This is a genomic window from Rodentibacter caecimuris (genome assembly GCF_010587025.1).
Classification (GTDB): Bacteria; Pseudomonadota; Gammaproteobacteria; order Enterobacterales; family Pasteurellaceae; genus Rodentibacter; species Rodentibacter caecimuris.
This window is the reverse complement of record NZ_CP040863.1, coordinates 1,612,409-1,636,546: the sequence shown is the minus strand read 5'-3', so window position 1 is coordinate 1,636,546 and position 24,138 is coordinate 1,612,409. Positions and strand designations below refer to the sequence as shown.

Below are 24,138 nucleotides of genomic sequence, written 5' to 3'. Positions count from 1 at the left end.
AAATTATCAAATCGATTTATTAAATTAACGAGAAAATTATGAGTTTATTTGCAGCGATTTTAGTCATAATCGTGTTAATTATTATCAGTGCCATTGTTTCATCAGCGGAAATTTCCCTTGCCGGAGCCCGCCGCATTAAATTGCAAAATATGGCAAATGAAGGCAATCTTAAAGCCGAACAGGTATTGAAACTACAAGAGCAGCCCGGACGTTTTATCACCGTCGTGCAAATTGGCTTAAATATGGTTGCAGTATTAGGGGGGATGATTGGTGAGGCGAACCTTAGTATTCATTTACAACAGTTTTTAAACGGACATATTCGGGATACTTGGGTTGAACCCGCTTCATCTTGGATGGCCTTTTTGCTTGTTACCTGCTCTTTCATTCTTTTAGCGGATTTAATGCCTAAACGCCTTGCCTTGATTAACCCGGAAGCGGTTGCATTGCGTACGGTCGGCATTATGCAGGTGTTTATTTTCTTATTAAAACCTATCGTATGGGTGTTTGACGGGATGTCAAATTTACTTTTCAAACTTTTTGGCGTTTCAACATTGCGTGATGACAATATGACACCGGAAGATATTGTGGCGGTGGTTGAGGCGGGTGCCGAAGCCGGCGTACTAAAAACCCAACAGCATTATCTGATTGAAAATATTTTTGATATGCAGGAGCGTACGGTCACTTCCACCATGACGACACGTGAAAATATCGTGTATTTAGACCGCACTTTTAGCCGTCAAGAAGTGGTGGATACCCTTTCCCGTGATTCTCATTCCAAAATTGTTATTTGTGACAATAGTTTGGATAGAATTTTAGGCTACGTGGAATCCCATACTTTGCTGACTATGTATTTGCAAAATGCGAACGTATCATTGACCGATTCTAAATTGTTACGCAAAGCCCTATTTGTGCCGGATACCCTTTCGCTTTATGAAGTATTGGAATTATTTAAATCAACCGGTGAAGATTTTGCCATTATTGTCAACGAATATGCGTTGGTGGTGGGCATTGTAACGCTCAATGATGTGATGAGTATTGTAATGGGGGAATTGGTGTCCAATGAGGAAGAGCAAATTGTTAGTCGTGATGAAAATTCTTGGCTGATTGATGGGGCAACACCGCTTGAAGATGTGATGCGGGCATTGGATATAGAATCTTTCCCTGATGAAGAAAATTATGAAACAATCAGTGGTTTTATGATGTATATGTTACGCAAAATCCCGAAAAAGACCGATTTTGTCATTTATGGTAAGTATAAGTTTGAAGTGATTGATACGGAAAATTTTAAAATTGACCAAATTTTAGTATCACTGGTGAAAGAGAGCGAGTAGCCCGCTTTCTTGCTTAATCCCCCGCAGTCAGTATAATGGCGGCGATTTATTTTTAAGTTGAAATAGGAATAATCATTATGTTAAAAAAAATCTCTATCTTATTGTTTTCCATTAGTTTAGCAGCTTGTTCCTCAATGACGTCCTATATTCCTTTTATGGATAGTGACAAGAAAGTGATTAATTTGGATGAAGACAAGATTGATCAAAAATCTTATGCTGCGGCTTATGAGGCAACAGTGGCGACATATAAAGGTCGTGTAAATGAAGATTTCTATGTAGACAATTTTGCCAGTGGTGCTAATGACTGGTATTTAGGGCGTATTTTAGTGCCGATTAAGCAAATCCAAGACAAACTTTACAGTGGCGGGCATGATTCCGATGTTTATGCTTATTATAGCGGTGTATTGCACGCCGAAGCCTTACAAAATAATTTCAATCGTTTAAGCCAAACTTGCTGGAATAAATTAGATTCACCAAGTATTACTCAGGGAATTTATGACGCAATGCGTGATTTGAAGAAAGGTAAAGCGCGTGGCGAAAATGATGAATACATCGCAAAAGGTAGCGATGAATTGTTAAGAATTTGTACATCTAAATAATAAATAATAAATAAAACTGTTGCTAGAGTAATGCTATCAACGGTTTTTCTTTTTCTAAATCTTAGACTAAGGAGTAAGAATGTTAGAACTTTCGGAAAGCAACATTCATTTAAATGCCATTGCAGAAACCAAACAACAAACCATTGAGATGGTGGCGAATGCATTGGAAAATGCCGGCAATGTAGAACAGGGATATCTACAAGGAATGTTAGCGCGTGAGCAGCAAACTTCCACTTTTTTAGGAAACGGTATTGCGATTCCTCACGGCACATTGGAAACACGCGATATGGTGAAAAAAACCGGCGTGCAAGTCTTTCAATTTCCTCAAGGGATAGAATGGGGAGAAGGCAATATTGCCTACGTTGTGATTGGTATTGCCGCACGTTCCGATGAACATTTGACATTGTTACGCCAATTAACCCACGTACTTGGTGATGAAGAGGTTGCAGCAAAATTAGCCACACTAACGGATGTTGCACAATTTCGTGCCATTTTAATGGGCGAAACAAGCGAGAATTTTATCATTCCCGAAGAAAACATTCGCTTAGATATTGAGACGCAAAGTTTACTCACTTTGGTTGCGATGAATGCCGGTCAATTACAAGCACAAAGTGCGGTAGAAAATAGCTTTGTTTCCGAAGTGATTGGCAATGCCGCTTTACCTTTAGGCAAAGGCTTGTGGGTCACTGATGCGGTTTCCGGCAATGTAAAAAATGCCTTAGCATTTAGTCGGGCAAAAACGATTTTTAACCATAATGGAAAACCGGTGAAAGGCGTTATTACCGTTTCTGCCGTCAATGACGCTATTAATCCGGTATTAACCCGTTTATTAGAGGAAAATGTACAAACCGCTTTATTAGAGGGAAATTCTTCCGCTATTTTGAGCGCACTTTTAGGTGAAAATGCAGCGCTTTCCGGTTCAACGCAAGCACAAAAAACAGCGCTTGCTAATGCGGTGGTAGGGATATTTACTATTCGCAACGAACATGGTTTACACGCTCGTCCAAGTGCCGTACTAGTCAATGAAGTGAAAAAATTTGCGGCAAAAATCACTGTACAAAATATTACCCGCGGTAGCGAACCGGTGAGCGCAAAAAGTCTGATGAAAATTGTCGCTCTTGGTGTGACACAAGGTCATCGCTTGCGTTTTGTGGCGGAAGGGGACGATGCCAAACAAGCGATCGAATCTCTTGGTAAAGTGATTGCCGAAGGATTAGGTGAAAATGTTTCAGCAGTACCGCCGACAGAACCGGATGTTATTGAGATTGTCGGCGAACAAACCGCTACACCGACTATAGCAGAAGATAAAGATTTACCTTCCGATGCCATTGAAGCGGTATTTGTTATCCATAATGAACACGGTTTACATGCCCGTCCAAGCGCCGTATTAGTCAATGAAGTGAAAAAATACAACGCCTCTGTTGCAGTGCAGAATCTGGATCGCAATTCCCAACTGGTTAGCGCAAAAAGTTTAATGAAAATTGTAGCATTGGGGGTAGTGAAAGGTTCCCGTTTACGCTTTGTGGCAACCGGCGAACAGGCAAAAGAAGCTATCGAGGGCATTCGCCTTGCCATTGAATCCGGTCTTGGTGAAGGAAAAGGGGAATAACAATGGCAAAAGTTGCAACCATTACCTTAAATACCGCCTATGATTTAGTCGGTCGTTTGCCACGCATTGAATTGGGTGAAGTCAATACTGTGGAAACACTAGGGCTTTTTCCTGCCGGCAAAGGCATTAATGTGGCAAATGTATTGAATGATTTAGGGGTAGAAGTTGCCGTTGGCGGATTCTTAGGGGAAGACAATGCCGGTGATTTTGAACAAATGTTCAAAAAGAAAAACTTGGAAGATAAATTTCACCGCGTTACCGGTAAAACCCGTATTAATGTAAAAATTACGGAAACCGAAGCCGATGTAACGGATTTAAATTTTCTTGGTTATGAAATCAGCCCGCAATCTTGGCAGCAATTTGCCGCAGATACTTTAGCTTATTGCCTTGATTATGACATCGTGGCGGTATGCGGTAGTTTGCCGAGAGGAGTTACGCCGGAATTATTTGCCGATTGGTTAAACCAACTTCATCAATCTGGTGTAAAAGTGGTATTGGATAGTAGCAATGCGGCACTGACTGTCGGCTTGAAAGCCCACCCTTGGTTGGTAAAACCGAATCATCGTGAATTAGAGGCTTGGATTGGCCATTCACTTAATACTGAGGAAGAAATTATTAATGCCGCACAGCAATTAAGCAATCAAGGCATTGAAAATGTCATCATTTCTATGGGGGCGGAAGGTTCATTGTGGATCAATCATGAAGGCATTATAAAAGCCCAACCGCCAAAATGTGAAAATGTGGTAAGCACCGTAGGCGCAGGCGATTCAATGGTCGCCGGCTTAATTTATGGCTTTGCGCAAGGATTCGCTAAAGCAGAAACCCTTGCATTTGCCAGTGCGGTTTCCGCTTTTGCGGTATCACAAAGTAATGTGGGCGTAAGTGATCCAGCCTTATTAAAGCCGATTTTAAACCAAGTAAAAATTACTGTGATTGAAGGATAATAGAATGAAGTTATTTTTAACCCAATCAGATAATGTAGGTAGCGCAAAAGCCTATTTGTTGCGTGAGGTATTTCGTGCAGCGGCACAGAAAGCCGATATATCGCTAACAGAAAACTTTGCTGAGGCGGATATTGCTCTCGTTGTGGGGGCAACATTGCCAAATAATTCTGCCTTGGTAGGCAAAAAAGTCTTACTGGTGAGCGAAGAAAGTGCAATGAATGCACCGGAAGCAACCCTTACAAATGCACAAACTCAAGCGGTGGATTATGTTGCACCGGAAAGTGCGGTTAGTTTTAACGGTGTTTCCAAGGTAAAAAATATTGTTGCTGTTACCGCCTGTCCAACGGGCGTGGCGCATACTTTTATGTCCGCAGAGGCTATCGAAGCTTATGCGAAAAAACAGGGTTGGAATGTAAAAGTGGAAACCCGCGGTCAGGTGGGTGCGGGTAATGAAATTACGCCGGAAGAAGTTGCGGCTGCCGATCTTGTTTTTGTGGCGGCGGATATTGATGTGCCGTTAGACAAATTTAAAGGCAAACCTATGTATCGTACTTCCACCGGTTTAGCATTAAAGAAAACGGCACAAGAATTTGATAAAGCCTTTAAAGAAGCCAAGGTGTTTGAGGGCGGTAGCGCCAAAGCGGCAAACTCCGAGGAAAAAGGTGAGAAAAAAGGTATTTACAAACATTTAATGACGGGTGTGTCGCATATGTTGCCTTTCGTTGTTGCTGGTGGATTATTAATTGCTATTGCTTTTGCGTTAGGTGGTATTTATGCGGGAGATAAGGAAAATTTAGGAACATTAGCTTTTGATATTAAATATATTGGTGATACAGCGTTTGGATTGATGATAGCTGCTTTTGCTGGTTATGTTGCTTATTCTATCGCGGATAGACCGGGTTTAGTTGTTGGTTTTGTAAGTGGTATGCTTGCATACAAAGGTGAATTAGGTCTTGTTGATGGTAATCTCACTAATTTAGGTGGCGCAGGTATTTTAGGCGGTATTTTAGCAGGTTTCTTATCAGGTTATATTGTCAAACTTTTAAATATTACTATTAAGTTACCAGCAAGTTTTTTATCATTAAAGCCAATTTTAATTTTACCTTTACTGGGAACTGGAATAGTTAGTTTATTAATGCTTTATATTTTTATCCCGCCAATTAAAGTTATTATGGATAACTTAGTTGAATGGTTAAATTCTATGGGGCAAGCTAATGCTTTAATTCTTGGTGCTGTTGTCGGGGCAATGATGTGCGTTGATATGGGCGGACCAATTAATAAGGCCGCTTATACTTTCGGTACGGGGCTTATTGCATCACAAGTTTATACTCCGATGGCAGCTATTATGGCAGCAGGTATGGTGCCGCCAATCGGTATGGCGATTGCTACTTGGATTGCTCGCAATAAATTTACCGCCAACCAACGGGATGCGGGTAAAGCCTCTTTTGTGTTAGGGTTATGTTTTATTTCAGAAGGCGCATTGCCGTTTGTGGCGGCGGATCCGATTCGTGTGATTATCAGTTCTGTTGTCGGTGGGGCAACGGCCGGTGCGATTTCAATGGCTTCAGACATTACATTACAAGCGCCACATGGCGGTTTATTTGTAATCCCGTTTGTTTCCGAACCGGTTTGTTATTTAGCGGCAATTGCAGCCGGAGCCTTAATTACCGGTGTGATTTATGCGGTAATTAAACCAAGAGTAACAATGGAATAATCGAGCTAAAGTGCGGTTAGTTTTTCAGCTATTTTTAAAACGTTGGAAAATTTAACCGCTCTTTTATAAACAGGGGGCTGTATGGAAAAATATAATAAACTTCGCATTGAGTGGGATTGCCGTCGGGGAATGCTGGAACTTGATAAAATCATTATGCCGTTCTACAAACATCATTTTGATCAACTCTCGGATAAGCAAAAAGATATTTTTATTCGATTGCTTGCCTCTACCGATTTACAGCTTTTCTCTTGGTTTTTTAACCGTGGAAAATCTGAGGATATTGAACTCCAAAATATGGTGGAATATATTCAAACCATACAAAAAATACCCACCACCTAAATTTATTTTTTTAACCTTTGAACTTTTTAAACTCGCTTATGTCAGATAAAGCAAGTGAGAGCTTGATGTCTTGAGTATTAAGGCGTGTTAGGCATAGCATTAGGAGAAATATGGCTGAACAGCTAACCGATCAAGCTTTGGTAGAAAGGGTACAACAAGGCGATAAAAAAGCCTTTAATTTATTAGTTTCGCGTTATCAAAATAAAGTAGCCGGATTACTTACCCGCTATGTTTCGCGTAATGATATTCCTGATGTTGTGCAGGAATCCTTTATAAAAGCCTATCGTTCCATTGAATCTTTTCGGGGAGATAGCGCGTTCTACACTTGGCTATACAGAATTGCCGTTAATACGGCGAAAAATTATTTAACGGCACAGGGGCGTCGCCCTCCAAGCGAAGATATTTTAGCAGATGATGCCGAAAACTATGATGTGGGAACTCATCTTCGTGATGTGGATACGCCGGAAAATGAAATGTTATCCGACGAACTGGAAAAAATCGTATTTGATACGATTAACGGTATGCCGGAAGATTTAAAGAGTGCGATTACCCTTCGTGAATTAGAAGGATTAAGCTATGAAGATATCGCAGAAATTATGAACTGTCCCGTAGGCACTGTGCGTTCTCGAATTTTCCGTGCGCGTGAAATTATCGAAAACAAAATACAACCGCTTATGCAACGTTAATGAAGTCGGAGTTTAAAATGCAAAAAGAGTTACTTTCAGCCTATATGGATGGCGAGCAAGTGGATGCAGCATTCACAGAGGAATTGTGTAAAAATGAATCTTTACGCCAGTCTTGGGCAACGTATCATGTGGCTCGTGCAGTCATGCGTAAAGAAAGTGCGGTTATTTTAGGGGCTGATTTTACCGCAAAAATGGCCGATTTAATTGAACATGAAGAAATCGAAAGAGTTGAAATCACACAATCTCAGCCAACACCTGAAGAAACACAACGTTTGCCGTTTATGCGTAAATTTAAGTCTTTCTTTGCGCCAATGGCTCAAATTGCTGTCGCAGCCGGCGTATGTTTAGTCGCCGTGCTTGGCGTGCAGTCATTTAATGCAAAAAATGACGTAAATAATGCGCCGGAAACTCCGGTTTTACAAACATTGCCGTTTAATAATGCAGTCCAAGAAGTCAGCTATAATGCGCCGACTAAAGATGTGGCAACAGCTGATCAAATGGAACAAAAAAATCGGCGTATCGGCGCAATGTTACAAAACTATGAATTACAGCGTCGTATGCATGCCGATACCTTGAATATCGGTACTCATCAAGTAAAATAATTATTAAATAAAATAAATAAATTCACCACCAATCTCACGATGGCATGGTGAATTTTTTTATGAATTGTTAAGAATTTATGAAAAAAAACGCCTTCAAATTAACCGCACTTTTGCTTATAGCTTTGTTTAGCTTTTCTGTTTCTGCAGGAGAACTTTCAGCAAAGAAAACGTTGGAAAAAATGGCGAATGCGGTGAATAATCTCAATTACGAAATTGCCTTTGTGCAAACGTCGCCTTCTAATATGGATTCTTTCCGTTATCGACATATCAAACGGGATAACAAAATTTACGCACAGCTTGTCACATTGGACGGCGATCAGAAAGAAATAATTCAGCGTGATAATTTAGTGAGCTATTTCCAATTGGATTCACGGGCTTTTACATTGAACAGCGGAAGCATTGTTGATGCTTTACCGGCAGTGATTCGTAGTAATTTTAATAAATTAGCGGAAAACTATGATTTTATCCCCTTAGGGAAAAGCCGCGTTGCCGGACGTTTTGTCGATACTGTCCGTATTGTGCCGAAAGATGATTTTCGCTACCAATATTTGGTTTTTGTCGATGAAGAAAACGGCTTATTATTGCGTGGCGATATGCTTGATAGAGATGGTAAATTGCTTAATCAGTTCCGTGTAGTCACTCTTTATATTGATGATCGCTTAAAAGGATTAACTGAGTATTTAAATAAAGTTTCCATGCCACCGTTATTAAATGAAACACAAAATGCAGTTTCTTCTCTAAACTGGAAACCAAGCTGGTTGCCGAAAGGGTTTGAAAGTCTTCGCCACAGTCAGGATTTATTTGACGGAGAAACGATTGACAGCAGTTTATTTAGTGATGGCTTGTTTACTTTCACGTTATATGTCACCAAGGCAGAAGGGCAACAATTAAATCCCGATCAAGTGTGGAAACAAGGCGAATATACCCTGTATAGCGAGGTGGTCGGCGACAAAGAAATCACCTTTATTGGACAATTACCTATTGCTACCGCCAAGCGCATTGTGCAGGAAGTGCGGTTTTTCGGTAACTAAAAGAAAAGTGCGGTTGATTCTAACCGCATTTTTTATCTCTTATTTAAGTAATTAAATTTTTTGTAAAAAATCGTCAAACCCTTTCACTTTAAGGTAAACTAACGCGGTTAATTCTTATTTTTATAATATTTAGTGAATTAAAAATGAAAAAACATCTTCTCAAATTGACCGCACTTTTATTGTGTTTTCCGGCCTTCTCTGTATTTGCGGAACAAACCGTAGATATCGAAATTCGGGGTATTCGGGGTGAACGAGCAATTCGCAATACAAAACTCAATGTTGAGTTGATCAATAAAGAAGAAATGGATGGTTCTGACCGTTATAAACAACTTGTTACGGAAGCCGTTGATAAAGGTTTGCGAGTGTTTGGTTATTACGACTCTTCTGTCTCCTTTGAATTAAAAAAGCGTAAAAGCGGACATGATTTATTGATCGCTCATGTCAAACCGGGAGAACCAAGCAGAATTGCAGGTACGGATGTTAAGATAGAAGGGGAAGCGGCGCAGGATGAAAATTTTCAGGCATTACGTAAAAATTTACCCAAAGAGGGAGAATTGGTCGAACATCAAAAATATGATGATTATAAAAGTAGTATTTCTACCCTTGCCCTTGCGCGTGGTTATTTAGATGGAAAATTTACCGTTTCCCGTTTAGAAATCAGCCCCGAAACCCATCAAGCTTGGTGGCGAATGCTGTTCGACAGCGGTGTACGCTATCATTATGGCGAGATTAAATTTAGTCGTTCACAGATTCGTGACGATTATTTACAGAATATGTTAAAGATCCAACGCGGCGATCCTTATTTATTAACCCAACTTTCCGGATTAACCAATGATTTTTCTTCTACCGGTTGGTTCGGTTCCGTTTTGTTACAACCGCATGTGGATGAACAAAATAAAGTGGTGAATTTAGAAGTATTGTTGAATCCGCGTAAAAAAAATGCCGTGGAACTTGGTGTAGGGTTTGCTACGGACACCGGGCCGCATTTACAAATCGGTTGGACAAAACCTTGGATTAATAATCGTGGGCATAGCTTTAGAACCAATCTTTATGTTTCTTCTCCGAAGCAAACCCTTGAGGCATCTTACAAAATTCCGCTGTTAAAAAATCCATTAAATTATTATTACGAATTTTCCGGCGGTTTGGAAAATGAGGATAAAAATGATACTAAAACCACGGCTATCACCTTGGCTGGGTTGCGTTATTGGAATAATAACGAAGGTTGGCAATATTTTGCCGGTGTGCGTGCCCGTTATGATAAATTTACTCAAGCGGATATTGATGATAAAACCCTTTTAGTTTATCCGACCGGCGGATTTAATCGTACCCGTTTACGTGGCGGAATATTTCCGACTTGGGGTGATTCGCAGAAAATTACCGTTGATGTGGCCTACAAAGGGCTACTTTCCGATGTGAGCTTTTATAAAGTGCAAGCCTCAACGGGTTGGATTCGCACTTATGCGGAAAATCACCGTATTATTACTCGTGCCGAAATAGGTTATTTACATACCAAAGATATTAATAAGATCCCGCCAACATTACGTTTTTTTGCCGGAGGAGATCGGAGCGTGCGGGGTTACGGCTATAAAAAAATCTCACCGAAAGATCATAATAACAAACTCGTGGGTGGCTCCCGTTTGCTCGCCGGATCCTTTGAGTATCAATATCAAGTTTATCCTGCTTGGTGGGGGGCAACTTTTGTAGATACAGGACTTGCGGCAAATAATTTTAGTAATGAAGCATTACGCTATGGTGCCGGTGTGGGCGTGCGTTGGGCATCGCCGGTGGGGGCAATCAAATTTGATATTGCGACGCCGATTCGTGACAAAGACAACAGTAAAAATATTCAATTCTATATTGGCTTAGGCACAGAAATTTAGGTTAAATTATGTCGGAACAAGAAATAAAACAAACGGAAGAAACACCCCCTAAAACGATGTCAAAAAAGAAAAAAGGTTGTTTACGTAAAGCCATTTGTTTGGGAAGTGCAGTCATTTTTGTACCTGTTTTTGCCCTTGTGGGAATGCTTTCTTTTGCAGCCGGGCAACGGAGCCTTATCCAACTGGCGGATAAACTGCTTGATGATCTTTCAATCGAACATATTGAGGGGGGGCTTCAACAAGGGTTGATTTTGCAAAACGTGCGTTATCAAACGGCAGGTATCGATAGCCAAATTACCCAAGCTCGCCTACAACTCGACTTTAGTTGCTTACTTTCTCGCAAAATTTGTGTGGAAGATATTTCTGTCAAATCCCCTAATATTTTAATCGACACATCAAAATTACCGCCCTCAGCCCCTCGGCAGACTGAAAATAGCAAGCTGGAAAAATTGAATTTGCCGATCAGTCTTGATGTGAAAAATATAACGGTAGAAGCCCTTCATCTTCAACTTGATCAAACCCATATTGCCCTCGATCGTTTTCAAAGTGCGGTCGGTTTAAATAATAAATCGGGTTTGACCTTAGCACCGACTGAACTTGATACGCTTAATGTTAAAAGTATTCAATTCAATCAAACGGAAAAAACGGCTGAACCGAAAAATAATCCACCGGTGGATTGGGATCGGATTGAGCAAAATCTGACACCCGCATTTTTAGGCAATTTAAATGAAGTAAATTTACCCTTTGATATTCATATTCCAAGCCTTGTGGCGAAAGATTGGCTGTATCTCTCTCAAAACGAACAAGCGGAAGAATTGCAACGCATTACCCTGCCTTCCCTCATCTTGCAGGCTGATGCTACGGGGCATCATGTTGAACTGAAGAAATTTGCTTTAGAAAGTTCGTTAGGCAATGTTAATTCACAGGGTTCATTACAACTTAATGGCGATTTTCCTGTGAATTTGACCCTCACTTCCGAATTGAAGGCTATTCAATCCAAAGGAAAAGAAATCCTACCTAAAAGTGATGTGCAATTTTTGCTTTCCGGATCGTTGAAAAAAACGACCGCACTTTCTCTTAATACAAAAGGCGTAGTAAATGCGGAATTAAAGGGTGAAGTAAAATTGGCTGAAGACAAAATGCCATTGAATTTCAACCTAAAAGTCTCCAATGGGCAATATGCTTTTGCAGAAGGACTGTCGCCACTTAAGTGGAATGATGTAGCATTAAAATTAAACGGTGATTTACTGAATTATCGTGCGGAACTTGAGGGAAAAATGGAAGGAATGGGACATATTCCGCCGACCCGTTTAACCCTTGATGCCGAAGGCAAATTATACGAGGTAAACATCAATCAATTAGATCTAGCTGCGCTTGGCGGTTCAGCGAAATTGAGCGGATCGGCAAATTGGAAACAGGGCGTGAAATGGAAGGTGGATACGGATCTAAATAAAATGAATATCCGCCCTTACGTTCCCACAATGCCGGCGGTGCTATCCGGTTCATTGGCAACATCGGGTTCTGCGGGGAGTGCCGGTTGGCACGTGGATATCCCTATGTTGGATTTAAACGGTACACTTTCTAACCGTCCGTTAAGTTTGAAAGGTAACCTGATCTTAAATGATAAAGTATTACTCAATACCCCTCATCTCTTGCTAAATTATGGCGATAATCGGCTTCACGCTAAAGGTTCGCTAAGTGAGCAATCGGATTTAGTCTTGGAGATTAATGCGCCGAATTTACAGGGATTGTATGGTGATTTGGCGGGTTCTGTAGTTGGGAACGCTGCAATAAAAGGTAGATTGAGTGAACCGAATGTGGCGATTGATCTCAAGACGCAAAACCTCCACTGGCAAACCCTAAATATTGCCAATGCGGCGATTAGGGGCAATATTTCGAGTTCTCCGCTACTGAAAGGGGATTTGACGGTGAAAGGCGGTAATATTCGCTATGGCGATGCGGTGGCAATGCGCTCGGTCGATTTAATGTTTTCCGGCGATGAAAAAAATCACAAATTGGTTTTAGCGTCTCAGGGGGAACCCGCTGCGGCGAATTTACAACTCTCCGGAAATTTTGACCGCACTTCGCAGCAATGGCAAGGGAGTTTAAGTCAGGTAAAAATTGATACGCCGATTGGTGAAGTTAAATCGAATCAGTCTATTCCGGTTACTTATAACAATAAAAAAGCCCAAGTCTCGGTTGGGGCGCACTGTTGGGTCAATACGGATGTGGATTTATGTTTTCCGCAGACCTTTACTGCTGGCGCAAATGGTGAAATTCCATTTAATATAAAACGTATTAACTTGGAATTGGTGAATAAACTGACTCAACAAGACAGCTTAAAGGGTCAGCTTCGCAGCGAGGGAAAAGTCGCCTGGTTTGCCGATAAGCCGTTCGTTTTAAATGTTGCATTAAACGGTGATAACTTGGGTATTACGCAAAAGTTGGATTATCGCACTTTTAAATTGAATGTGCCTAAATTGTCACTTAATGCGGATATTCAAAATAATAATTTGACCTTAAAATCCGACATTAATGTACAAAATCAAGGCCGTATTCATACCAATTTAAAATTGAATGATTTAAGCGGGGCGCGTCATCTTGGCGGAACGCTCAATATTGAACGCTTGAATTTAGCATTAGTAAACCAACTATTCAGCAATGGCGAAAGCATCAACGGTGAAATTGTTTCAACACTGACGTTAGCGGGAAATCTTGAAAAACCGTTATTGAACGGTTATTTTGATGTTCGGAATGTGGCAACCAAGCTGAAAATGTTACCTTTTGAAGTAACAAAAGGTGATATCGCCATTCGTTTTAACGGCACTAGCTCAACGCTGCAAGGTAATGTACAAACGCCGGAAGGACGTTTAACTATGACGGGGCGTGCAAATTGGGCAAATTTAGCCAATTGGAATACGGAAGTGCGGGCAGAAACGGAGAATTTTAAGCTCGATTTGCCTTCTATGGGTAAACTTCGCCTTTCTACCAATGTATTGGCAAAGGCTACACCGAAATTATTGGAATTATCGGGTAATGTGGATATTCCATGGGCGAGAATTAAAGTAGATACCTTGCCGGATAATGCGGAGCCGGTGAGCGAAGATGAAGTCATTTTAAACGGGCCGCGCAAGAGTAAAGAAGAATTAATTAACCGTGAATTTGCTTCAACCACCAAGTCGGGTATGGAAATTCGTTCTGATCTGAAAATCAAAATCGGCAACGATGTCCATTTTGATGCCTATGGTTTCAAATCCAATTTGGAAGGCTTGCTTTCCGTGAAACAGGAAAAGGGGCGGCTGGGATTGTACGGTCAAATAGATTTGAAAAATGGGCGTTACGCTTCTTTTGGACAAGATTTGCTTATTCGCAAAGGGCAAATTAATTTCGCGGGTTTACCTTCACAACCTATGTTAAATATTGAGGCAATCCGTAATCCGGAAGCCATGGAGGATAGCAATATTACCGCCGGTGTAAAAGTGGTGGGGGTAGCAAGCAATCCGGAAGTGACGATATTCTCAAACCCGAGTAAACCACAAGATCAGGCGCTTTCCTACTTATTAACCGGGCGTTCTTTGGAAGACAGCGGACAAGCCGGAAGCGGTGGCTCTGTGGGCGCTGCATTGCTTGGTATGGGCTTGGCGAAGAGCGGCAAACTTGTGGGGGGAATTGGCGAAGCCTTTGGGATTCAAGATTTGAACTTAGGTACTGCCGGAGTGGGTGATAGCTCTAAAGTACAAGTAAGCGGTAATATCGGTAAACGCTTACAGGTAAAATATGGGGTCGGTTTGTTTGATGGTTTAGCCGAAGTTACCCTACGCTATCGTTTACTGCCACAACTTTATTTTCAATCGGTTTCCGGCACAAACCAAGTTTTCGATTTACTTTATCAATTTGAATTTTAGGAATCATTTTTATGAGTAACAAAATACAGACTGAACAAGATACACAGCCTTATCCCCGTGTTAATGTGCGGGAAATTGCGGCGATTGATCTCGGTTCAAACAGTTTTCATATGATTGTGGCACGCATTATGAACGGCTCGATTCAGGTGCTGTCACGTTTAAAACAAAAAGTAAAATTAGCAGAAGGGTTAGATGAAAACGGCGTGTTAAATCAAGAGGCGATTACCCGCGGTGTCGATTGTTTGGCGCTCTTTGCCGAACGTTTGCAAGGTTTTGCCTCGGAAAATGTGTGTGTAGTAGGCACTTACACGTTACGAAGAGCGGTCAATAACGATGAATTTTTACGTCAGGCTGCGAAAGTATTTCCTTATCCGATCAATATTATCAGTGGGCAAGCCGAAGCTAAAACTATTTATGCCGGTGTGTGCCATACCCAGCCGGAAAGAGGCAGAAAATTGGTGATTGATATTGGCGGCGGTTCGACCGAAATGATCATTGGAGATGATTTTACTCCGATTGTAGCAGAAAGTCGTCATATGGGTTGTGTCAGCTTTGCTTCAAAATATTTCAAAAACGGCGAAATTTCCAAAGAAAATTTTGAAAAAGCTTATCAAAATGCAACGAATAAAATTGAAGATTTAGGCTGGGAATACCGCAATCTCGGTTGGCAATCCGTATTGGGTTCGTCCGGTACAATAAAAGCGGTACATCAAGTCATTGCAACCACCTTTGAACCAAACGGGATTATTACGAAAGCACGTTTAGAGGATTTAATCGAACAAACTTTGCGTGCGAAACATTTTAATGAACTCAATATTGTTGGGTTGAATCCGGAGCGGGTGGATGTATTTGTACCGGGATTGGCTATTTTAAATGCAATATTTGATGTATTCCATATTGAGCAGATGCGTTATTCTGACGGTGCATTGCGTGAAGGGGTGATGTATAACCTTGAGAAAAATTTCCAAGTAGCGGATATTCGCGCGCGTACCGCATGGGGATTAACGGAACAATTTGATATTGATTCGGATCAAGCACACCGTACAGCCGGTAGTGCAAATTTATTGGCGCATCAATATACCGGATGGGTCAAGCTGGAACTGGCAGAAGAAATGCGGGATTTGTTGCTTTGGTCGGCACGCTTACACGAGGTTGGTATTGTGATTAATCATAAAGGTATGCAAAAACATTCTGCCTATATTCTGCAAAATATGAAATTACCGGGATTTGATCGTGAGCAACAACGCTTACTTGTATTGCTTGTTCGTCTGCATCTCGGCATATTAAAAATGGCGGATTTGGTGAAATTTTCCCGCTATGATGAACAGGACGTGGTGGCGTTAATCCGATTGTTGCGCCTTGCCGTAATCTTAAATAAATCACGTCAAGCCACAGAAAAAACACAAAAAATCACCCTCAAAACCAACCGCACTTTTAAGGATTGGATATTGGGATTTGAACCGGGTTATCTGGATCGCAACCCATTGATTTGGAATGAGCTTAGACAAGAAAGTAACGGATTGAAAGAATTGGGATTAGGATTGGTATTTAATTAATCGGTGGGAGTAGTGGTTGGCGTTTGGTAAATTTGTTCTTGCTCCAGTAGCAACGAATAAATATTTGCTAAAAAATAAGTTTGTTCTGCATGAGGAATCTCAAAAGGTATGAAAGAGAGGAGATCCTCATGAATCGCCAAAACCTGAGGCAAAATAGTTGCACGCTGGATTTCTTCAAATATGTCCTGATAGAGTGGAGAAACACAGCCGCCGCGTTCTATACGACCTAAGCTACAGGCGATATGGAACAACAACATATTGACTAATGCCGTGTTCACGTCCGCTTGCCAGTGGTTTTTGAGGCGATCATGTAGTTGAAGTACGATGTCAATAATCGGTTGATTAATTTGCCCACGTAATTTCCAACGCTCAAGCTGATCAAGCAGTCGCATTTTTTCTCCCGTTCCACTAAAATCACTTTCATAATCTACCGCACTTTATATAAAGAAAACAGTGCAGAGATCACAAATCTGTAACAAATCATAAATCTCATAAGGAATTAAGAAATAAAGATGATAGACAATGCACTTTTCGACCGCTATGAAGGGTTGATTTTTGATATGGATGGCACATTGATTGACACAATGCTGGTACATGCTCGTGCTTGGGGAATGGTGGGTGAGCAATTCGGCTATGATTTTGACAGCCAAATTATGTATCAGCTAGGCGGTGCTACGGTGCGAACCATTGCCTTGGCGATTATGGAAAAAGCCGGTATGCCACAACGCCATCTTGATGAGGTGATTGAGGCGAAACGGGCGCTTTCCTATCAGCTTATCCCAACTGAATCCAAATTGCTTCCTACCTTTGAGGTTGTTCGACACTATTATCGGAAAAAACCGATTTCGCTTGGTTCCGGTTCTCACCGCCATTTGATCGATATGTTAATGAATAAACTTGCCATTGCGCCTTATTTTAATGCGATTGTCAGTGCCGACGATGTAAAAGAACACAAACCGCATCCGGAAACGTTTTTACGTTGTGCGGAATTAACCGGGGTGAATCCGATAAACTGCATTGTATTTGAGGATGCGGATTTAGGCATTCAGGCAGGGCTTAGCGCAGGAATGGACGTATTTGATGTGCGTTCTCACCAAATCATTAAGGCATAAATAATGACGGAATATGAAAAAATGATGGCGGGTTTGGCTCACTTGCCGATGAAATCCGAATTAACGGTGATGCGCCAACGTGCAAGGGAAATTTTGTTTGAGTTTAACCGCACTTCACCAAATGATGAGGAAATGCAAAATAACTTGATTAGAAAGTTGTTTGGTCAGGCCGATGAAACTACTTCGATTAATGAACCTTTTCATTGTGATTACGGGATAAATATTAAAGTCGGAAAAAATTTTTTTGCGAATTACCATTGTGTAATGTTAGATAATGGCGGAATTACCATTGGTGACGATGTGATGTTCGCACCCAATGTTAGCCTTTATACGGTGGGACATCCTTTAGATGCGGAATTACGTAATATTGGCTGGGAACAGGCAAAGCCGATCACCATCGGCAATAATGTTTGGGTTGGTGGCAATGTGGTGGTTTTGCCGGGGGTTACTATCGGAGATAATGTCGTTATTGGGGCGGGCAGTGTGGTCAGTAAAGATCTGCCGAATAACGTGCTTGCGTTTGGTAACCCTTGCCGTATCGTGCGTGAAATTACTAAACAGGATCGTGAATATTATATTCGGACTTATCGGCCGGATGTCTAGCGATGGATTGGTTTTCCTTTAGCTTTTGGGCTGATTTCTGGCAGAATCACGCATTATGGTTGATGTTCGCCAGTGCCTTTTTAAGTGCTACGGTATTGCCCGGTAATTCGGAAATTGTGTTTATGACATTGGCTATCCCTAAATTAACCCTCAATCCGCTCTTAAGTGCGGATGTTTTGGGGCTTATTTTTATTGCCACGTTGGGAAATACTTTGGGAAGTCTTACGACCTATGCGATTGGATGTTGGTTTCCTAAATTTGAAAGCAAAAATGACCGCACTTTATGGATAATGGAAAAACTTCAACGTTATGGTGCGGTGGCATTATTATTGAGCTGGTTACCTGTTGTAGGCGATTTATTTTGTGCTATTGCGGGCTGGCTACGTCTAAACTTTGCAGCAAGCTGTTTATTTATTTTTCTTGGTAAATTAGCACGTTATACACTGTTATTGTTTTTAAGTACGGCGTTCTTATTATAAAATGCAAAAAAATGCCCTTCAGCAAGTGAAGGGCGAATAACCTAAGGAACCAATTTTATTAAACAACTGCAAGTTGCTTACTCTATAAGACTAAGGCTTTGCAGAAAAGTTCAAAGGGAATTGAGAAAATTGACAATTTCTTGAAGAAAATTTACAACCAAATGATTTATAAGGAAAAGTTTATGCCGTTACTTGATAGTTTTAAAGTGGATCACACGAAAATGAATGCACCGGCCGTGCGTATTGCCAAAACAATGCAAACGCCAAAGGGCGATGACATCACAATTTTTGATTTACGTTTCTGTATTCCAAACAAGGAAATTCTGCCGCCAAAAGGGATCCATACCCTTGAGCATTTGTTTGCCGGCTTTATGCGCGATCATTTAAATAGTGAGAGTGTGGAAATTATTGATATTTCTCCAATGGGTTGCCGTACCGGTTTTTATATGTCATTAATCGGTACTCCGAACGAACAGCAGGTGGCGCAGGCGTGGTTGGCTGCGATGCAGGATATTTTAAACGTGAAAGATCAAACAGCAATTCCGGAATTAAATATTTACCAATGCGGCACTTATACGGAACATTCTCTTGATGAAGCGCACGAGATTGCCAAAAATATCATTGCTCGAGGGGTTGGTGTGAATAAGAATTCTGATCTTACCCTTGACGAATCATTACTAAAATAAGGAGAGAATATGACAACCCTTGGCACCGCATTAAGCCCGAATGCAACTAAAGTGATGATGTTGGGATCCGGTGAGTTAGGCAAAGAAGTCGTCATTGAATTACAGCGTTTAGGTGTAGAAGTGATCGCGGTAGATCGTTACGAAAATGCACCGGCACAACAAGTGGCGCACCGTGCTTATACGATTTCTATGCTAGACGGTGATGCACTGAAAGCTTTAGTCGAAAAGGAAAAACCTGATTATATTGTGCCAGAAGTGGAAGCGATTGCCACGGCGACTTTAGTGGAATTGGAACAAGCCGGTTTTAATGTCGTTCCAACGGCAAAAGCTACGCAGCTCACCATGAATCGGGAAGGCATTCGCCGTTTGGCTTCCGAGGAATTAGGCTTGCCTACTTCACCTTATCAATTTGTCGATAATTTTGTTGATTTTCAAAGTGCGGTAGAAAAAATAGGCATTCCTTGTGTGGTGAAACCGATTATGTCTTCTTCGGGCCATGGTCAAAGTATTTTGAAATCAAAAGACGATCTACAAAAAGCGTGGGACTATGCGCAGGAGGGTGGGCGTGCCGGAGCAGGACGTGTCATTGTAGAAGGTTTTGTTAAATTTGATTACGAAATTACGTTATTAACCGTTCGCCATATTAATGGAACGAGTTTCCTTGCGCCAATCGGACATCGCCAAGAGGACGGTGATTATCGCGAATCTTGGCAACCGCAGGCAATGTCTGAGATTGCTTTACAAAAAGCACAAGCTATTGCGGAAAAAATCACCGGCGCATTAGGTGGACGTGGCATTTTCGGAGTAGAAATGTTTGTCTGTGGTGATGAGGTGATTTTTAATGAAGTTTCACCACGCCCGCATGATACCGGTATGGTCACTTTAATTTCACAAGAATTATCCGAATTTGCCTTACACGCTCGTGCCATTTTGGGGTTACCTATTCCCGAAATAACCTTAATTAGCCCATCGGCTTCTAAAGCTATTGTAGTGGAGGGGCAATCAAAGAATGTTCAATTTGGTGGCATTGATAAATTGCTTGCCGAATCGCACACCAATATCCGTTTGTTTGGAAAACCGGAAGTAAACGGTCATCGCCGCTTGGGCGTGGTACTGGCTCGTGATATTTCGGTAGAAAAAGCATTAGAAAAAGTAAAACGGGCTTATGAAAAATTAGACGTTAAGTTGTAAATTATTTCATTATTTAGGCATATTTTAGGATATGCCTTTTTATTAAGAATAAACCCAAATTTAATAAAAGGGGATAAGTCACGATATTATGAATAATGTGCAAAAGAAATATTTTATTGGATTAACCCATTTTTTAGGTAATGTACTTGGGCCAAAATATGAGGTGGTTTTTCATTCTGTTGATAAAAATAAAACTTCAATGGAAGCGATAGCAAATAATCACGTTAGTGGGAGAACGCTTTCTTCACCGCTAAGTTCTTTTGCCTTAAATATGTTACAGGATAAAGTTTATTTAGATAAAGACTTTGTTTCTAATTATAAAGCCGTGGGGGATTCTGATAAGCTCATTCGAGGTTCAACTTATTTTATAAAAAATGGAGATAAACTAGAAGGAATATTGTGTATTAATCATGATACATCCGAGCTTGTTGATACGATGAGCAAACTAATCTCACTAGAAAATTTAGGGGTGTTTGTTAATTTATTAGGTATCGATTCGGCATTTGCAGAAATGGAAGAATCGGAAATAATTAGTCAGGAAAAACTTGAAAATTCAGTCGAAGATATTTTGTCTGAATATATAGATCTCACGTTACTGGACTCCGAGAAAAGTTTAACACTAAGACAAAAAGAAAATTCTATCCGTGTTTTATTTGAGAAAGGAATATTTAATATTAAAGGTGCGGTTCCTTTTGTGGCAAAATATTTGAGAATATCAGAGCCTAGCGTTTATCGATATTTAAAAAATATTAAGCAGAAAAAATAAGAGGAACATTGACATTCTAAATAAGAATGTCAATTTTTTTATTAGCCAACAACTGCCGGTAAAAATCCTAATTTTATGAGGAAAGGGATATTGACAATGATCATACCTAAAATAGAAATCACTATTAGAATACCCTTACCGCCAATAACCCGATAGGGAAGATTAGGATACAGTTTTCGCGCTTTCCATACTAATGCTGCCGGTAATACAACCGCATAGAATGCAAACATTTGTCCTGCGTAACCCAGTGCTAAAATAAAACCTTCGGGATAGAAGAATGCGAATAGGAGAGGAGGAAGAAAAGTTAAAAATCCTAGGCATAATCGATTCGTTGAAATATTACAGGCACGTTTGAGTAGATCCTCAATACATTCGAGTAAACCTAGTGCGACACCTAAGAAAGAGGTTATCAGGGCAAGTGCTGAGAAGATTTTTACTATGCCTGCAATAATGCTGCTTCCGGTGATTGTTCTAACCGCTTCAATAAGCCCGTTTAGGGTCGGATCTTGATGTAGTATTTCAAGGAATTTTGTTTGACTTAATACGCCGTGAGTTGAACATTGCCATAAAATATAGCCAATTAAGGTCATCGCAGAACCCAAAATAATCGAAATTCTGAGCGCTCTTACGTCTCCTTCAAGGTATTTATTAAGACATGGAATCGAACCGTGAAAACCAAATGCAGTGAAGAAAACCGGACTTGCTGAAATGAGCAACGTGCTATCTATTGGCATCGCCATAAGGTTGTCTAATTTAATTTCCGGAATCATTAAGCCTAAAACAATGAGTAATGCTAGAAGCATAAACACAAACAAAATTCGATTTAATATATCGACAATTTGTGTACCAATAATGATAAAAATTCCAAAAAATATAGTGAATAGTAGGATAGCGGCTTTCATTTTCAGATTAGGCATTGCAAAATCAGGCAATGTTGAGAAAAGAATTGCGCCTCCTCCCGTGATGTAAGCGGACAATAAAGCATATAAAAAGATCATTAATACGCTTGTTGTAACGATTCTTCCCAATTTCCCAAAATATTGTGAAGCTAACGTGCCTATTCCGGCATCATATTCAGCCGTTTGATACACCTCGACAAAAAGCAATGCACTGTATGTCAGTAATACCCATAAAATGCCAAGTAAAATAATTGTGAAGGTTAATCCCATTCCTGCAGAGGTGAGTGGCATAGCAAGCATTCCCGCGCCAATCATAGTTCCGGAAGTAATGAGTGTACTGCCCAGTGTTTTGTTCATGAGTTTTCTCCTTTCTTATTTTTATAGAAAGGCGAGTCACGTCCTTATTTGACAACACATCAAAAAAACAATGTCATTAGAATGTTTTCGCTTTAAGTTCGGACATAAAAAGCGCCTACTCCATTGCTGAAGTAGGAGCATTACACTTATTTTTGTTCAAAACGTGCGGTGAAGAAACGCAACTGTTTTGGCTCATATACAAAACGAAGGCCTTTAATATCTTCTTTGTGTTTGAACAAGTGAATAATACCGTCTGCAACAAGATCCATATGGGCATAGGTATAAACACGACGAGGAATGGTGATACGCACGGTTTCCAATTTTGGATGATGATTTTCACCGGTTTTAATATCTCGGCCTGCGGAAATAATACCGCGTTCCATGGTACGCACACCACACTCAACATAAATTGCCGCTGCCAGTGCTTGTGCGGGGAAGTCCTCTTCTTGCTTCAAATGTGGGCAGAAACGGCGGGCATCCAAGAATACGGCATGGCCACCGATGGGTTCAACTATTGGCACACCGGCTGCTTTTAGTTTTTCACCAAGGTAACGGACTTGTTTCACACGATGCTCAATATATTCTTCTTGAGCGGCTTCTTTTAAGCCGATTGCCATCGCTTCCATATCACGCCCTGCCATACCGCCATAAGACGGCATACCTTCAAAGACCACCACCATTTCTTTTGATTTCATAAATAATTCTTCATCATTCATACATAAGAAACCGCCAATATTGGTTAAGCAGTCTTTCTTGCCGCTCATCGTACAACCATCGGCATAGCTGAACATTTCATAAATAATGGATTTAATAGAGCGATCTTGGTAGCCTTCTTCCTGTTCTTTAATGAAATAAGCGTTCTCAACACAGCGCGTTGCATCATAAAATACCTTAATGCCGTGTTTTTTGGTTAATTCACGCACCGCTTTCATATTGGCGATGGAAACAGGTTGGCCGCCCGCAAGGTTCACTGTTACCGCTAAGCAAACATAAGCAATGTTTTCTGCCCCTTTTTCATTAATTAAACTTTCTAGCTTTTTAAGATCAATATCTCCTTTAAATGGTATATTGAGCGTTGCATCATGGGCTTCATCACGAATGATGTCGTAGAAAATACCACCATTTGTTTCTTGGTGATAGCGGGTGGTTGTAAAGTACATATTGCCAGGCACATATTGTCCGGGTTTAATAGCTATACGGGAAAGAATATTTTCCGCACCGCGTCCTTGATGGGTCGGTACAATGTACTTAAAGCCAAATAATTCCTGCACGGTTTCTTGAAGATGGTAGAAGTTTCGACTGCCGGCATAGGCTTCATCACCTAACATAATACCTGCCCATTGACGATCGCTCATGGCATTTGTGCCGCTATCGGTAAGGAGATCGATATATACATCTTTAGAATCAAGTAGGAAAGTATTATATCCTGCTTCTTTCATCGCTTTTTCACGTTCTGCTTTTGGCAAAATAGAGACGGGTTCAACGCTTTTAATACGGAACGGTTCGGCTGGATAGTATGTCATAATATTTCTCCTAAAATAGTGAGTTAAGATTCTTTGCCTTTATAACTCGTCCATCAACATCCATCATCGAGTTATGGCTATATTAATAAAAAATTTTTATATAAACTGTGATCTCTGTCTCAAATAATAAAAATTTATTAAAAATAGCAAGAGAATAGTATAAATGACAATTTTTTAGTGAGTTTGAGTTGGAATGCTTTACTCGTTTTTTAACGACTTACTATCTCGAATTGGTAAAGCAGGGGTAAGAGATAATACTTGAATAGGAAGGATTACGGTATTATGTAGCAGTTGCACAAACTTAAATTTTATTTCATAGGTAGGGA

General features: G+C 40.6%; 21 protein-coding genes. 18 read left to right on the top strand and 3 right to left on the bottom strand.

Annotation, left to right across the window (positions count from 1 at the left end; all coding sequences use genetic code 11):
• Nucleotides 1-38: 38 nt before the first annotated feature.
• From paeA to ppx, 12 genes are all read left to right on the top strand, one after another.
• Nucleotides 39-1,331, top strand: a complete 1,293-nt coding sequence (gene paeA, locus FEE42_RS08050) for a polyamine export protein PaeA (protein ID WP_059368680.1) — start codon at nt 39-41, stop codon at nt 1,329-1,331.
• 77 nt (nt 1,332-1,408) lie between these two features.
• The gene (locus tag FEE42_RS08045) at nt 1,409-1,930 is read left to right on the top strand and encodes a hypothetical protein (protein WP_059368679.1); all 522 of its coding nucleotides are present in this window, start codon (nt 1,409-1,411) and stop codon (nt 1,928-1,930) included.
• A 79-nt stretch (nt 1,931-2,009) separates the two neighbouring features.
• Nucleotides 2,010-3,539, top strand: coding sequence for a fused PTS fructose transporter subunit IIA/HPr protein (gene fruB, locus FEE42_RS08040; RefSeq protein WP_164028114.1), 1,530 nt, complete (start codon nt 2,010-2,012; stop codon nt 3,537-3,539).
• 2 nt (nt 3,540-3,541) lie between these two features.
• Nucleotides 3,542-4,483: a 1-phosphofructokinase gene (fruK, locus tag FEE42_RS08035; RefSeq protein WP_164028113.1), complete on the top strand. Its 942-nt coding sequence runs from the start codon at nt 3,542-3,544 to the stop codon at nt 4,481-4,483.
• Between the two features lie 4 nt (nt 4,484-4,487).
• On the top strand, nt 4,488-6,197 hold the full coding sequence (locus tag FEE42_RS08030; RefSeq protein ID WP_164028111.1) for a fructose-specific PTS transporter subunit EIIC: 1,710 nt from the start codon (nt 4,488-4,490) through the stop codon (nt 6,195-6,197).
• Between the two features lie 81 nt (nt 6,198-6,278).
• Nucleotides 6,279-6,536: an FAD assembly factor SdhE gene (locus FEE42_RS08025; protein WP_059368675.1), complete on the top strand. Its 258-nt coding sequence runs from the start codon at nt 6,279-6,281 to the stop codon at nt 6,534-6,536.
• A gap of 110 nt (nt 6,537-6,646) precedes the next feature.
• A complete protein-coding gene (gene rpoE / locus FEE42_RS08020) occupies nt 6,647-7,222 on the top strand; it encodes an RNA polymerase sigma factor RpoE (RefSeq protein ID WP_059368674.1) in 576 nt (191 codons plus the stop codon).
• Nucleotides 7,223-7,239: 17 nt separating this feature from the next.
• Complete coding sequence (locus FEE42_RS08015) at nt 7,240-7,824, top strand: sigma-E factor negative regulatory protein (RefSeq protein ID WP_059368673.1); 585 nt, start codon at nt 7,240-7,242, stop codon at nt 7,822-7,824.
• Between the two features lie 77 nt (nt 7,825-7,901).
• Nucleotides 7,902-8,855, top strand: a complete 954-nt coding sequence (gene rseB / locus FEE42_RS08010; RefSeq protein ID WP_059368672.1) for a sigma-E factor regulatory protein RseB — start codon at nt 7,902-7,904, stop codon at nt 8,853-8,855.
• A 143-nt stretch (nt 8,856-8,998) separates the two neighbouring features.
• Entirely contained in the window at nt 8,999-10,735 is a 1,737-nt protein-coding gene (gene tamA / locus FEE42_RS08005; protein ID WP_059368671.1) for an autotransporter assembly complex protein TamA, read from the top strand.
• A gap of 8 nt (nt 10,736-10,743) precedes the next feature.
• Nucleotides 10,744-14,640, top strand: coding sequence for an autotransporter assembly complex protein TamB (tamB, locus tag FEE42_RS08000; protein ID WP_164028109.1), 3,897 nt, complete (start codon nt 10,744-10,746; stop codon nt 14,638-14,640).
• An 11-nt stretch (nt 14,641-14,651) separates the two neighbouring features.
• Entirely contained in the window at nt 14,652-16,196 is a 1,545-nt protein-coding gene (ppx, locus tag FEE42_RS07995) for an exopolyphosphatase (protein ID WP_059368669.1), read from the top strand.
• Here the strand turns inward: ppx and FEE42_RS07990 are convergent.
• Complete coding sequence (locus FEE42_RS07990; protein ID WP_059368668.1) at nt 16,193-16,588, bottom strand: PRD domain-containing protein; 396 nt, start codon at nt 16,586-16,588, stop codon at nt 16,193-16,195. The genes ppx and FEE42_RS07990 overlap by 4 nt on opposite strands.
• 120 nt (nt 16,589-16,708) lie before the next feature.
• Between FEE42_RS07990 and FEE42_RS07985 the strand changes: the two genes are divergently transcribed.
• The 6 genes from FEE42_RS07985 (at nt 16,709) to FEE42_RS07960 (ending at nt 21,033) form a co-directional block, all read left to right on the top strand.
• Entirely contained in the window at nt 16,709-17,308 is a 600-nt protein-coding gene (locus FEE42_RS07985; protein ID WP_164028107.1) for a beta-phosphoglucomutase family hydrolase, read from the top strand.
• Entirely contained in the window at nt 17,309-17,911 is a 603-nt protein-coding gene (locus tag FEE42_RS07980; protein ID WP_164028823.1) for a sugar O-acetyltransferase, read from the top strand.
• Nucleotides 17,912-17,913: 2 nt separating this feature from the next.
• Nucleotides 17,914-18,390 carry a YqaA family protein gene (locus tag FEE42_RS07975; protein WP_135969264.1) on the top strand — a complete coding sequence of 159 codons (477 nt, stop codon included), beginning with the start codon at nt 17,914-17,916 and terminating at the stop codon, nt 18,388-18,390.
• A 182-nt stretch (nt 18,391-18,572) separates the two neighbouring features.
• Nucleotides 18,573-19,076 carry an S-ribosylhomocysteine lyase gene (gene luxS / locus FEE42_RS07970; RefSeq protein ID WP_059368664.1) on the top strand — a complete coding sequence of 168 codons (504 nt, stop codon included), beginning with the start codon at nt 18,573-18,575 and terminating at the stop codon, nt 19,074-19,076.
• Nucleotides 19,077-19,085: 9 nt separating this feature from the next.
• Nucleotides 19,086-20,267: a formate-dependent phosphoribosylglycinamide formyltransferase gene (purT, locus tag FEE42_RS07965; protein ID WP_164028105.1), complete on the top strand. Its 1,182-nt coding sequence runs from the start codon at nt 19,086-19,088 to the stop codon at nt 20,265-20,267.
• Nucleotides 20,268-20,355: 88 nt separating this feature from the next.
• Nucleotides 20,356-21,033 carry a helix-turn-helix transcriptional regulator gene (locus FEE42_RS07960; protein ID WP_059368662.1) on the top strand — a complete coding sequence of 226 codons (678 nt, stop codon included), beginning with the start codon at nt 20,356-20,358 and terminating at the stop codon, nt 21,031-21,033.
• Between the two features lie 41 nt (nt 21,034-21,074).
• On the opposite strand, the gene FEE42_RS07955 is transcribed toward FEE42_RS07960, so the two are convergent.
• Nucleotides 21,075-22,289: an aromatic amino acid transporter gene (locus FEE42_RS07955; protein WP_164028104.1), complete on the bottom strand. Its 1,215-nt coding sequence runs from the start codon at nt 22,287-22,289 to the stop codon at nt 21,075-21,077.
• Between the two features lie 146 nt (nt 22,290-22,435).
• Entirely contained in the window at nt 22,436-23,812 is a 1,377-nt protein-coding gene (locus tag FEE42_RS07950; protein WP_164028102.1) for a tyrosine phenol-lyase, read from the bottom strand.
• Nucleotides 23,813-24,138 lie beyond the last annotated feature (326 nt).

Excerpts from the sequence above, each read along its gene's own strand:
- FEE42_RS07990 (WP_059368668.1), bottom strand. The coding sequence starts at position 16,588 with ATGCGACTGCTTGATCAGCTTGAGCGTTGGAAATTACGTGGGCAAATT.
- rseB (WP_059368672.1), top strand. The coding sequence starts at position 7,902 with ATGAAAAAAAACGCCTTCAAATTAACCGCACTTTTGCTTATAGCTTTG.
- purT (WP_164028105.1), top strand. The coding sequence starts at position 19,086 with ATGACAACCCTTGGCACCGCATTAAGCCCGAATGCAACTAAAGTGATG.
- FEE42_RS08015 (WP_059368673.1), top strand. The coding sequence starts at position 7,240 with ATGCAAAAAGAGTTACTTTCAGCCTATATGGATGGCGAGCAAGTGGAT.
- FEE42_RS08025 (WP_059368675.1), top strand. The coding sequence starts at position 6,279 with ATGGAAAAATATAATAAACTTCGCATTGAGTGGGATTGCCGTCGGGGA.
- FEE42_RS07950 (WP_164028102.1), bottom strand. The coding sequence starts at position 23,812 with ATGACATACTATCCAGCCGAACCGTTCCGTATTAAAAGCGTTGAACCC.
- FEE42_RS08030 (WP_164028111.1), top strand. The coding sequence starts at position 4,488 with ATGAAGTTATTTTTAACCCAATCAGATAATGTAGGTAGCGCAAAAGCC.
- paeA (WP_059368680.1), top strand. The coding sequence starts at position 39 with ATGAGTTTATTTGCAGCGATTTTAGTCATAATCGTGTTAATTATTATC.
- tamA (WP_059368671.1), top strand. The coding sequence starts at position 8,999 with ATGAAAAAACATCTTCTCAAATTGACCGCACTTTTATTGTGTTTTCCG.
- FEE42_RS08045 (WP_059368679.1), top strand. The coding sequence starts at position 1,409 with ATGTTAAAAAAAATCTCTATCTTATTGTTTTCCATTAGTTTAGCAGCT.
- tamB (WP_164028109.1), top strand. The coding sequence starts at position 10,744 with ATGTCGGAACAAGAAATAAAACAAACGGAAGAAACACCCCCTAAAACG.
- FEE42_RS07985 (WP_164028107.1), top strand. The coding sequence starts at position 16,709 with ATGATAGACAATGCACTTTTCGACCGCTATGAAGGGTTGATTTTTGAT.
- rpoE (WP_059368674.1), top strand. The coding sequence starts at position 6,647 with ATGGCTGAACAGCTAACCGATCAAGCTTTGGTAGAAAGGGTACAACAA.
- ppx (WP_059368669.1), top strand. The coding sequence starts at position 14,652 with ATGAGTAACAAAATACAGACTGAACAAGATACACAGCCTTATCCCCGT.
- FEE42_RS07960 (WP_059368662.1), top strand. The coding sequence starts at position 20,356 with ATGAATAATGTGCAAAAGAAATATTTTATTGGATTAACCCATTTTTTA.
- luxS (WP_059368664.1), top strand. The coding sequence starts at position 18,573 with ATGCCGTTACTTGATAGTTTTAAAGTGGATCACACGAAAATGAATGCA.
- fruK (WP_164028113.1), top strand. The coding sequence starts at position 3,542 with ATGGCAAAAGTTGCAACCATTACCTTAAATACCGCCTATGATTTAGTC.
- fruB (WP_164028114.1), top strand. The coding sequence starts at position 2,010 with ATGTTAGAACTTTCGGAAAGCAACATTCATTTAAATGCCATTGCAGAA.
- FEE42_RS07955 (WP_164028104.1), bottom strand. The coding sequence starts at position 22,289 with ATGAACAAAACACTGGGCAGTACACTCATTACTTCCGGAACTATGATT.
- FEE42_RS07975 (WP_135969264.1), top strand. The coding sequence starts at position 17,914 with ATGGATTGGTTTTCCTTTAGCTTTTGGGCTGATTTCTGGCAGAATCAC.